This is a genomic window from Herpetosiphonaceae bacterium (assembly GCA_036374795.1).
In the GTDB taxonomy this organism is placed as follows: Bacteria; Chloroflexota; Chloroflexia; order Chloroflexales; family Kallotenuaceae; genus LB3-1.
The window spans coordinates 1-10746 of sequence record DASUTC010000188.1; the positions used below are offsets into that span (position 1 = coordinate 1).

14 protein-coding genes are annotated in these 10746 nt (G+C 64.9%); 1 reads left to right on the plus strand and 13 read right to left on the minus strand.

Translation table 11 applies throughout. The features are described 5' to 3' along the window. Positions 1–67: 67 nt before the first annotated feature. The 12 genes from VFZ66_13930 to VFZ66_13985 form a co-directional block, all read right to left on the minus strand. Positions 68–463 carry a hypothetical protein gene (locus tag VFZ66_13930; GenBank protein HEX6290287.1) on the minus strand — a complete coding sequence of 132 codons (396 nt, stop codon included), beginning with the start codon at positions 461–463 and terminating at the stop codon, positions 68–70. Between the two features lie 47 nt (positions 464–510). After that, positions 511–1419 carry a hypothetical protein gene (locus tag VFZ66_13935; GenBank protein HEX6290288.1) on the minus strand — a complete coding sequence of 303 codons (909 nt, stop codon included), beginning with the start codon at positions 1417–1419 and terminating at the stop codon, positions 511–513. Between the two features lie 286 nt (positions 1420–1705). Next, a complete protein-coding gene (locus tag VFZ66_13940; GenBank protein ID HEX6290289.1) occupies positions 1706–2422 on the minus strand; it encodes a hypothetical protein in 717 nt (238 codons plus the stop codon). 9 nt (positions 2423–2431) lie between these two features. Then, the gene (locus tag VFZ66_13945) at positions 2432–2653 is read right to left on the minus strand and encodes a hypothetical protein (protein HEX6290290.1); all 222 of its coding nucleotides are present in this window, start codon (positions 2651–2653) and stop codon (positions 2432–2434) included. Continuing rightward, positions 2640–3449, minus strand: a complete 810-nt coding sequence (locus VFZ66_13950) for a hypothetical protein (protein ID HEX6290291.1) — start codon at positions 3447–3449, stop codon at positions 2640–2642. The genes VFZ66_13945 and VFZ66_13950 overlap by 14 nt, the downstream gene beginning before the upstream one ends. Next, positions 3446–3964 (minus strand): lytic transglycosylase domain-containing protein, encoded by a 519-nt coding sequence (locus VFZ66_13955; GenBank protein HEX6290292.1) that lies wholly within the window; start codon positions 3962–3964, stop codon positions 3446–3448. Before VFZ66_13955 ends, VFZ66_13950 begins: the two co-directional genes overlap by 4 nt. 3 nt (positions 3965–3967) lie before the next feature. Further along, entirely contained in the window at positions 3968–4867 is a 900-nt protein-coding gene (locus VFZ66_13960) for a hypothetical protein (protein HEX6290293.1), read from the minus strand. Continuing rightward, the gene (locus VFZ66_13965; GenBank protein HEX6290294.1) at positions 4868–5662 is read right to left on the minus strand and encodes a hypothetical protein; all 795 of its coding nucleotides are present in this window, start codon (positions 5660–5662) and stop codon (positions 4868–4870) included. A 13-nt stretch (positions 5663–5675) separates the two neighbouring features. After that, positions 5676–6728 (minus strand): hypothetical protein, encoded by a 1053-nt coding sequence (locus VFZ66_13970; protein ID HEX6290295.1) that lies wholly within the window; start codon positions 6726–6728, stop codon positions 5676–5678. Between the two features lie 4 nt (positions 6729–6732). Then, positions 6733–7227 carry a hypothetical protein gene (locus VFZ66_13975; protein ID HEX6290296.1) on the minus strand — a complete coding sequence of 165 codons (495 nt, stop codon included), beginning with the start codon at positions 7225–7227 and terminating at the stop codon, positions 6733–6735. A 163-nt stretch (positions 7228–7390) separates the two neighbouring features. Continuing rightward, positions 7391–8113: a hypothetical protein gene (locus VFZ66_13980; GenBank protein ID HEX6290297.1), complete on the minus strand. Its 723-nt coding sequence runs from the start codon at positions 8111–8113 to the stop codon at positions 7391–7393. A 104-nt stretch (positions 8114–8217) separates the two neighbouring features. Further along, the gene (locus VFZ66_13985; GenBank protein ID HEX6290298.1) at positions 8218–8598 is read right to left on the minus strand and encodes a hypothetical protein; all 381 of its coding nucleotides are present in this window, start codon (positions 8596–8598) and stop codon (positions 8218–8220) included. A 764-nt stretch (positions 8599–9362) separates the two neighbouring features. Here VFZ66_13985 and VFZ66_13990 point away from each other — a divergent pair. Further along, complete coding sequence (locus VFZ66_13990) at positions 9363–10508, plus strand: hypothetical protein (protein HEX6290299.1); 1146 nt, start codon at positions 9363–9365, stop codon at positions 10506–10508. A gap of 40 nt (positions 10509–10548) precedes the next feature. On the opposite strand, the gene VFZ66_13995 is transcribed toward VFZ66_13990, so the two are convergent. Next, on the minus strand, positions 10549–10746 hold a 198-nt coding region (locus VFZ66_13995), incomplete at its 5' end, for a hypothetical protein (GenBank protein ID HEX6290300.1).

The following is a 10746-nucleotide window of genomic DNA, read 5'->3' on the forward strand; positions in this document are numbered from 1 at the left end:
GCGACGTGATCGTTTAGCGCAGGGTCGCGCGCGCCCGGTGGAAGCGAGCGCGCGCGCCTGCATGTACTTAACGGTTATCTTTTTTCCCTTGGGGGTCGCCGCGGAAAGCCTCGTAGCTGCTCGGCACTGCAGATGCCGCGGCTGCTGGAGTGCGTGGTGCTTCGTACGTGCCGGGAGGAACCGAGAGCGGCGGCGGCGCGGCTTCGATCACGCCGTCTTGCTGCTCGGTGTCTGAGATCTGCTGCGCCTGTTTCGATGGTGCAGCCATCAGCTGCTGGCTCTGCAGCTGCTCCTGCTGCTCGACCATCGTCTGCAGCATCTGCTGCTTGGCAGCAAGCTCCATCATCCCTGCCTTTGTTGCGGTCGCAAGAGAAGCGACCGGCGCAGGCGTGTTGGTGTCAGCGATCAGCGCGTCGATCTGCTCGAGCGCTGCGATAAACTCCGGTGTCGGTGTGTAGGCCATCTGTCTGATCCTTCTGAGTGAGAGTTGAAGCGCAAGCGCGAGAAAAATCACCAGTAAGCCGCGGCGCGGTGTGGGCGGCGTCGGATGTAGAACAGCTCGACGGGTGCCACAACGTTGCTGTGAAACGTGATCGGCCCCGAGCGCAGTCGAACGGCACACCGCGACGTGTTCGCATAGATGCCGTTGCCGTGCTGCGTGTCGAGTACTGCGGCAACCGCCAGATAGCCGCCTGCTCCGTGGCCAAACAGAGGGCGGCAGTTTGCGCGCATATAGCGGCCCGTGGCGTGGCCGACCTGCGACGCCCAAGCCTCCATCGCATAATGCACAGCTTGCGCACCGTATCCCGCGTCCTGCACGCCCATTCCCGCGGCCACTGCGGTTACCCCTGCCGCACCGTCGTTGATCCAAGCGCACGTGACGCCGGCTGCGCCCGGGGCGCCGTTGGCCATGTACATCCACCGCATATTGTTGTGTGTGCTGCCGCCGCCGATGCCTGCAGAGTAGATCGACGGCGCATTGCTCGTCGCCCTCCAGATCGAAATGTCGGTCTCGCCTGGAAGCTGCAGAAGCAAGCGACCGCCAAACAGCGTGCTGTAGTACGTGCCAGCAGCGGGCGGATAGTTGTAAGTGACGCCGGCAGTTTGGCCGCTGGGAGCGGCGCCCCATAGGTGATCAAGCCATCGCACGTCACCAGCCCGCGTCAGCACGGTGTAGGGTGAATGTGTGAGGCTGATCGTCCACCCGTTGGCGGCGAGGTCCGGGTTTGTCATCACCAGCGGATCGAGATCAAAACTAGTGTCCCAACCGTTCGCCGGCTTCACGAGCTGCACCGGAAGCGGGATCTGGCCGAGTCGCTCGCCAAGCGCTGCGAGCTGTATCTCGTTGCGCGTTGCTGGGTCGGGGGCGGTGGCGTCGTCCTTTAGGCGCCACTGTCGATCGTGGAAGCTCTCAGGCATTGTCGAGTCTCACGGGTGGGGGTGCGTTGGACGGTTGCGGAGGTCGGCCGCTGACGCGCTCGTAGAGCTTGTCTAACTCGGCCGGTGGAAGCTTCCGCAGCGTGCGCTCAATGCGCTTCTGCGTCGGTTTGCCTGTGAGTGAGCCCAGAAAATACGTCAAGAGCCCGCACACAGCGTACAGCTCGGGGAGCTGGTAGAGCTTGGCGACGAACGCACAAGCGCCGATCGTTACTGTCATGACAACGATCGCAATGAGTCTGTCCGTCGCCATCAGCTGCCTCCGTCGTTAGAACGATCCGGTTACGAGCTTGCGCGCAGCTGCGGCGCTGGTCGCGCGGACAACGCTGTCGAGCGATGCATTCCAGACGCGCCACCACAACCCGCGCCCGCGGTATTGGCCATTCTGATCGATGCCGGTCTCATCGACGTGCAGCTGCTCGACGCGCACGGTTTGCCCGCGCGGCGCAGCGTCTTCTGCATCGTTGTAAGCGTCGTGTGTGCTGCGTGTAGTGGCGCGAGCTCGGGCGCGCGCGCCTCGTGCTGGGGGCGCGTCATCCTCGCGCGCGGCGAGCCCGCGCCGACCCTCAGCGACTGCTCCGCCCGAGTGCAAATACACCCATGCGACGGTCGGCCACGGGTTCCGCAGTCGCGACCAATGCGGGCTGACCAGCCGCACAGCTCGACGCCACGCGGCGTCATCTGCGGCCCACGCGGGGCGCGTTGCGAACGTGCGCTTGCGCGGGTCCATCGCGGCCAGATCGACCCGCTGGGCGTCGCTGAGGCGCTGCAAAGCGGCGCTGTTGATCGCCACGTCTTCGACGCGCAGCACGAGCTGCAGCGGCTTCCGCCCGCGGCGCTTCGAGCTGCCGCCGCTCGCGCTCGAGCTGCTACTCGATGCGGCGCGCTTGCGGCGCTTGGCAGCCTTCTTTCGCTTGCGGCGCTTCGGCTTCTGCTCGGGTGCGGCGGCTGCTTTCTTCGTGCTCTGCTTGCGCTTGGTGGCCATGGGATCCCCTTATCGGTTCGAGCTGCGGCGGCGCGGGTTGGTGACGCCCTCGGTCGCAGCGCGCAGCCGCTGGCTGCGCTCAAGTTCTGTTACGTGATCGTCTTGGATGTCGCGCGGGTCGTCTCCGCGAAAGTCTCTCAGGAACACTGAAGCGCGCTGCATCAGCCGCAGCCAATCCACCTCGGCCAGCTTCGCCAGCACACGGGCGCGCTGCTGCTTAGTGCGCGTCATCCGTCGCTCCGTCGTCTTCGGTGCCATCGACGACTAGCCCCGCTATCTCGTCGGGCTCGAGGGCTCCGAGCGCCTCGAGCGCGGCTTCTTTCAGCTCCGCGCGTGACTTCGGTTTCGGCGGCGCGATCTGCGCGGGTGCGGCCGGCGCTGCGAGCTTGCCGCCGCCAGCTGCGAGCTGCACGGCTGCGGATACCACGTCAGGGATCGCGTTCGTGAGCTTCTCCAACACGCGAGCCTTTGCCTCACCCATCGCTGCATCCACGGGCGCGCGCTCGTCGCTCGTCTCGAGCAGCTTTTGGATCAGCGCTTGCTGGCTCTCGATCACGCGTTGCTGCATGGAAGCTGTGCGCTCGTGCGCTGCGAGCAGCACGCCGATTGAGCCGATCGTCGCGCGCTGCGTCTGGGAGATGTGGTTGAGAAAAAACGGCAGCATTTGCGCAAACGCATTGCCGCCGCTCTGAGCTGCAAGTGTTTCGAGCGGATCGGGGGGCGCAGTCGATTCGTCGGGCTTCAGCTTCAGCACGGTTGAGCGCAGCGGGTTCGCGTTCTTGTCGCCCCACCATGCAAGCACAAACTTGCAGGTGTCGCGCTCGCGCTCGGCCGCCATGTGCTCGCGCGCGGTCTCGAGCACGTCTTCGCCGTGCACCCCGCCCTGCTCGCGTAGCGCTTCCACCTCTTCGCGCGTCCAGGTTGCGATCGTGCTCTCTTGCCCGAGCGTCGGCACGAAAGTCAGGGTCAGCGTTTTGCTGTTCGTGACAGGCCGATAGATCCAGCTCTGCAGCTTTTCGGGTGTCATGACAGCACCTTCTTTGCTGCGATCAGTAAGACGGCTGTAGCGCCCACGGTTGCGAGCCCGAGCACGAGCGCGCTCGAGCTGCCTTGCGCGTCGATGTCGGTCAACGTCGAGCTGGGTTGCGGATCGGCGCCTTCCTCGAGCGCTGCGCGTGCCATGACTGCAGGCACGTAAGCGCGTGTTTCAGGTGGCCACTGTGAGGGGTCTTTGTACAGTTGCACGGTGCCGCCATTGTACGCCGCGAGCGCCAGCTCTTCCGAAAAGTCGCGCAAGTGCGAGGCGAGCAGACGGACGCCGCCCTCGATGTTCTGATGCAAGTTGGTCGGGTCCACTCCGAGCCCGCGCGCGGTCGCAGGCATGAGCTGCATAACACCGATAGCGCCCGCTGGTGACACTGCGGCTTGATTGCCTCGCGACTCCACCCACGCAACAGCGCGCGCCAGCGCGGGGCGCACCTTGAAGCGAACCGCCGCCGCGGTCACGAGCGCGGCGACGCTCGGTGGAAGCGCGGCGGCCATGCGCTAGCGAAACTCCACGGTGAACTGCTCGGCAGTCGTCGCGATCACTTCGCTTGTGCTGTTGCGGTTGACCATGAAGCCCCACGCAAACAGCGGTATCGGGCTCCACTCTTCACTTTCGATGTACGCCACTGGCGTGTCATCGCCTGTGCCCACGGTCGCGCCAAGCTGATCGACGTAGGTTAACCGCGTTGGGAATGCATCGCTCGTAACCCAAGGGTCCATCCAACCGTCTGGCGGCTGCTTCTCTTCGATCTGTCGGCCGCTGAGATCGAAGATGCGGAACTCGCGCGCGCCTGCAGGAAAGGCAATCACGCGCTTATCGTGGTCGCGCAAGTCCCAATGCGCATAGCGATAGCTGAGCGCGGTGTCGAGCCCGTAAACGGGTTGTATGCTCACTGTGAGCGTGATCTTCGGGAACGTGGGAATCATCACGCCGCCGCCCGAGTCGATTTCCTCGAGTCCTCCGTTCTCATCGCGAAACGTGTATTCGCCGCCGTACCAGCCGCAGTTTTTGAAGGCGATCGTGAACTCGCGCGCCGTGCATCGGTGGCACAGACCGCGGCCCGGCATGATCGGCCAGCTGATTTCCTTGTTGCCGGGCACATCGTCGTGCCCAAAGCCGAAGTTATCCCGCACGAACTTGCTCGGGGGCTCGTCCCAAATGCTGCGGCCGTGGCCGATGGATGTTTGGAAGCGCACCCACGGGGCAGGCATGATCGCTTGGTTGCTGAGTCCGGGATACTGCTGGATTGCGGCGCGCACCTCTACGTCTAGCGCGATGCGATCAGCTGGCTCCCACTTCACAGCCACAGGTGTATTGCTGTCGAGCGTAATCGTCTGTGAGCTGCTGCCGCGCAGCTCCACGACGCCACCCGAAAACGGAATCTTCTCGATGCTCATTCACACCACCCAAAAAATGCGGCCAGCACGATGCGCCGCCAGCAGCTGCTGATCGCTGATATTGCCGGGTTTGTTGCTGCGAACGCGTCCAGCTCGCGCGCGCGCGAGCAGATCGGCCTCTGATCGAGCTGCCGGCGCTGCCGGCGCCGCGGGTCGAGCTGCCGCAGGCCTCGCCGGCGCCGCCTTTGGCGCTGCAGCTCGCGGCTGCGGCTTCGGTTTGGGCTTCGCTGCGACCTTGCGCGCGGGAACGTTGGCCGCCGCCGTGCGCTTCGCGTCGGCGTGTTTCATCAGCTGCGCGGCGCCCGCTGCGGTCTTGGTGAGGGCTTTCGCGTCGACGTGTGCCGATGCGGTGATCTGCTTCGCCAGTTCCTTCGCGCCGCTCGCAGCTGCAGCGCCAGCCTTCGCGAGCTTGCTTGCGATGCCCATACCGGCCGAAGCTGCAAGCGCTGCCGGCGCGAGCGGTCCGAGGATCGGGCTCGCGATCGCCAGCCCTGTCGCTGCGACCTTGAACACCTTCGACGTGACAACAGCCTTGGCTGCTTTGCTGATCCCCTTCGCAATTTTCTTCAGAAACCCAAAGCCGACCTCACCATCGGGACCGATGATCGCCAGCTCGGCGCCGACGTATTCGCCTGCAACAGCTTCTAGCTCTTGAGGCGTGACGCTCTCGAGGTATTCCTGCTTCTGCCCGTCGGGAAACAGGATCGTCACCTTCGCGCTGATCGATCCGTCCGGGTGCTCGAAGTAGTCGATCGTCTGTTTTGGCAGCTCGACGGCTGCCGCTGTCGGCGGCATGTTGATGTCTCCTCTACTTGCGTGGTGGGAACGGTTTGCCCGTCAGCGCGGCGCCACGCGCGCGCGTGTTGGGTCCATAGATGCCATCGGCAGTTAGGCCACCCATCGCGGCCTGTGCTGCTTTCACGTACGCGGCCGGCCTGCCTTTGGCGCCCTGATCGGCGCCCGGCTTCGAGAGGTAGGCGAGCAAGCCCTCAGCGGCGCGCTGTTGCTCGTTCGCAGCTGTGAGCGGCGGCACGGGTGGCTTGATCTTCGTGCTTGTGCCGTAGCGGCTCGGGAACTCGATGCCTAGTAGCTCTTTGCCGCGTGCCTGCGTCTTGGGGCCGTAGATGCCATCGACTTCGAGCCCGCGCATGTCGCGCTGTGCGACGGCCACTGTGTTGTTGCGGGCCGCTTTGCTGCCCAGCTCCGTAGCGCCGCGCCCGCTGCGAATGACGCCCGTGACGTACGCGTGGAGCGCTTGCGCGGCTTGCTTGGGGCTGCGCTCCGTGGTGACGACTTGAGCCGACAGATCGACCGTGGCGCCGCCCGGTGGCGCGTTCGGAGTCGGAGCGCTCGCGCTCGGCGTCTTCGGCTTTGCCGCGGTTTTTGGGGGGGTGGTCGGCTTGGAGCTCGAGGCGGTGGTCGTCGAGCTGGTCACCTTCACCGGGTTGCTGGGGATCGTGCTGCTCGGCTTCGCTGCAGCTTTTGGTGCCGGTCGAGCTGGCCAGCTCGACATGGTGAGCGCTGCGCCGCGTGCCTGCGTCTTCGGTCCATAGATGCCATCGACTGCCACGCCACCCATGTCGCGCTGTGCGTCGGCGATGATCGGGTTCGGGCTCTGCTTCGAGCCCCAATCCTCCGGCGCGATGGTCGAGCGTGTCAGATACAGCTTGAGCATCGCTGCAGCGGTTTCGGGCGAATACTTGCTGCCGCCGTTGGCTGCTGGCGGTTGCTGCGGGTTCGGTTTCTGTCCCGGCTGCTGTTGTCCTGGCGCACGCTTCGCGGCGGCGATCGCTGCGATGCCTGCGATCGTGAGACCAGCAGCACCGAGCACAACAGCGGGGAGAGCGGCGGAGTTTTTCATGCGTTCACATTCCGAGTTTTTCGCTGGGGTCTTCGATCGTGCCGTCTGCTCGATGCACTTGGATGTGCCAACCGATCTTCGAGCGCTTCGCGCGCGCGCGCGCTTGCTCGCCTCCGAGGATCAGCTCAGCGCTACGAAGGCTTGAGAGGTCCTCGCAATCGCCGCTCTTGCGCTTGTGCAGCTCGAGCGCGGTCCACCACTCCTCACAGATGCCTGTCACGCCGTCGTGCGTGCACAGGATCTCGCGCTCGTACACGATGCCCGCCTCATAGAGCGGCGGAAGCGTGTTGCGCTGCAGCTGGCGAATGTTCCACGCTGTGAGGCAGTCGAGCCCGAGCGTAAGATCCGCCTGGTTCATGAAGCGCATACGCAGAGACACGCGCTCGGCTGTGACGTTGAAAAGCGCGTCCGGTTTGCGACTCCGCACCCACTCGTAAAGCTGGCGCCCGGTGTCCACGTCTGCGTCTGTTCGTGGCGAAACCAGTGTCATCGCGCCCATGTGGCCTCCGTCGTGTGTGTGGGTTGCGTGTCTGCGTGATCAAGCCCCGTTCAGTCTTCAGCGGCCACGGGGCACACAACCGCTCTGGGGGGTGTTGTGACCGAGGCTGAGCGTACGCAGCCGTTAGCTGCAAGCAGCTGACGGCTGCGCCGCTAAGGAAGTGTCAGCGGTAGACCGTGCACTTGGTGCCGATGGTCCCCGTGATCGCCGTGGCCACCGTGTTTTTGAGGGTGATCACGAAGTCCAGGCCAGGCCCGATCGGGCTGAAGTTGTCGCTCAGGCTGTCATTCAGCGCGCTCGGACCGTACAGTTCCGCGGGAACGCCTGGAGCCAACACTTGCTCTTCGTCGCCCACTTGGATCGACTGCACCGTAACGCCGGAAGCGCTCGGGACGATCAGGAGGCGATCGACGTGTGCGGCGCGCGAGACCTTCGCGCGCATCGTCGTTGTGGCGCCGATGGTGGCCGCCAGGCTGAAATAGTTGCGGCCGGTTCCATCTTCGGTGAAACCGAGCGGCGCACGCCGCTCCGTCTCGCGTGTCGAACGTACAAACTGATTCTGTGCCATGGGTCGCGCAGCTCCTTGTTGAGGTCGTGCTTGTGGTCGCGCGGCTGCGCGGTTCTGCGCTGGCCGTTGCTGTTGCTTGCCCGCTCGGCTCGCAAGCGTTGCCTTGCGAATCACCTTGCGTGCTTTCTGCGCGCCGACTTCCGTCAGCGCTCCGACTTCGACGAGACCAGCGATCTCACCAGCGATATAAGACTCGGTCTCGCTGTCGAGTCCGATCTCATCGTCGCCGGCAACGTCCATGTCTTCGCCTGCGACGTCGTCATCTTCGCCGGCAACACGGTTTAGAATCTCGCTAACGTAGTCGTCGTTTCTAGCCATGCAAACACTCGTGCGAGCGCCCGCAGGCGACGCTCGCGCAAGCTGCAGCTCACGGCTGCAGCGCTTTAGTTACACCGCGCGTGATTGCGCGGATGCTCTTGCGCTCAGGGCAGCTCGCCAGCGACCTGGTACCACTTCGCGTTAGGGTCGGCCGTGTTGACGATCAGGCGATCGGTGTACGTCACGAGCGTTGCATCGCCGAGACCGCCCGCGATGGCGCTGATCCAGTCGTTCGGGATGAAGGCTTCCGCGACGAGCAGCACGGGCCACGCTGCGAGCTTCCAGGGGAACGAATCGCCGATCGTGTTGGGCACGCCCGCGCGCTTCAGTCCGCCGATCAGTCCAGCGCCGCTCGCCAGCGCGATCTTACGCACGATAGCGACCTGAACAGCTTTGTTTGCGACGCACTGACGCGCATTGCGGCGCGCGCTCGATGCGAGACGGCGGATCGCCTGCTCTTTGGTGAGGCTCGTGTTTTGGGCCATGCGCTGCGATCTCCTCAAAAGGGGTGAAGGTGTCGCACAGGATCGCAGTGCAGCCGTCAGCGGCTCAAGCGCAGCGCGTCATGTGAAGAATTTCAGTGAGCGCAACGCGCACGTGTGCGCCGCCGTCAGCTGCTGGCGGATCTGCGTCTGCGCTGCGAGCACATGCTGCGCCTCTTGAACACTGGAAATAGACCGGCCTCGATCACTTCCGGCCGGTGCCGTCTTCGGTGAAGCGGGGCTCGAGCGCGATGTGATCGAAAAGCCTCGAGAATCGAGCCAAACGCAGTGCGAAACGGGCCTCAGATCGCCGATCGCAATTCGAATTTGGGCGGTGCTGTGGCCTCTGCTCGCACTTTTTTAAGTTCAGGTGTGCGATCAGCGTCAGTCCGCAAGTGCGCGTGATCGTTTGACGATCGGGGAGCGTGCGCACAGGAGATCCCGTGTGCGGCGGCTGTCGCTCAACAGATACCCTTCCCCTAAAACTTGGAGATCGCGATCACTACGTGCGAACAACGTGCCTCTGCTGGTGCGTTCGTTCCGCACCACAGAGACACGGGGTTTTGAGCTGATCGCCAGTCGGCGAGAGGCCTCTCAACCCGCTGCGCTTCGACGTTCCATCCGTCTCCGCGCTTACCCGACTTGCGTCTATTCCACGCCGCCGAGTGCCAACAAACCTACACGAAAACGAGCACGACGCCCAACCAAACGGCGAAGATCCGTCCGTCGTGCCGGACTGGTGCGGGGCTGAGCGCGCCAAGCAGGCGATGCTCGCGGCTGAGCGCGCGCTCGGGGTGCGCGAGCTGGTGGCGCACGAGCCCGAGCTGACGGACGCCGGAGCCAGCACGAAGGCTAGGGCACGCGTCGAAGCGCTCGCGCTCGGTGCGCTCGAGCGGTTCGCTCGCCCTCCCCTGCCGGAGGGTGAGGTAGAGCTCTACCAAAGCCCCGTGGCGGCCGGTGGCGGCGAGTTAGGGGGGCGCGAGCCCTCCGCCGCTCCAACGGTGTCGGCCGAAGCGCCGAACGTCAGCGGGGGGCGCACAGCGCCTCGAGCGGGCAAGCACAGATCGCGCGCGCAGTCTGGGAAACAATCGCAGCGGAAAGCTTCCGCTGACGGTGCTCCGGTGCGCGAGCCCGGCGCGCCCTCGTCGCTGACGCGCAACCCGCGCGCGCTCGCGTATTGGGTGCGCCGTTGCCGCGCGATGCACGCGGCCGTTGCCAAAGCGAACCGTGAAGCTGATCGCCGCAAGCTCAGCTGCCTCGAGGTTCCGCGCCAAGCTTTCGACCTGTGCCACGACTTCTTAGACGACACGCGCGCGATCGCTGGCGCGCTCGAATGGGTGCGGAAAACATGCGGTGCGGGCATCGCCCTCGAGGTCGAAGCGGCCGGCCTGTATCGCGTGCCCGGCCAGCTTCAGCGCGACGATTGGGCGGCGTTTCGTGCGCGTCGGAAAGTCGCGTTGATCGTGTTCCTGCTGATGTCTCCGTTCGAGCTGCCGCGCAGTGCAGTCACGGGCAGCACGAGCGATGAGCCGCTTGTAGTGACGTGCGGTGTTCCGCAAACGTTGCTCGTGCTCATGCTCCGGAGCGCGCTGCGCGAGCCGTACAACGTGCGAACGCTGCAGCGCGATCTCGCTGAGATCGACGAGTGCACCGATCTGTTGCAGCGCTGGCGCACGCCTCGCGCGAAGTGCGAGCCGTTCGAGTGCCGCGGCCAAGCAGAAGGCGTGATTAACCGTTACTGCATCCGTGCCGGCCTGATCCGCACGGCTTGGCGTCGCGCGAGCGATGCGACGGAAGCGCTCATCAAGCAGACGCGTCTGCAAATGGCCAGCTGGCTTGTCTGGACGCCTCCACCTCGCCGCGGTGAAGCCGTGCCGATCTGCGGGTCACTCGCGCCGCCCGCGGCCGTCTGAAGCTCTCAGCTGCGCTCTATCGAGGCGTGCCGAAGCACTGTCAGTGCATCGGTGCGCCTTGTTGCGTTTGCAGCTCGTAAAACACTGCACGCGGGTGCAGCTGTTGGCGGCTCTGGGTCTGGGTCTCGAGACCGCGCCGCGAGCGGCCGGAGGGTCGGCAGGGTTGGCGAGCCCTCGCGAAGCTCAGCAGCTCGCTCCGTGTGGTGGGGTAAAGCGACATGATGGCGGCTGCATCTCT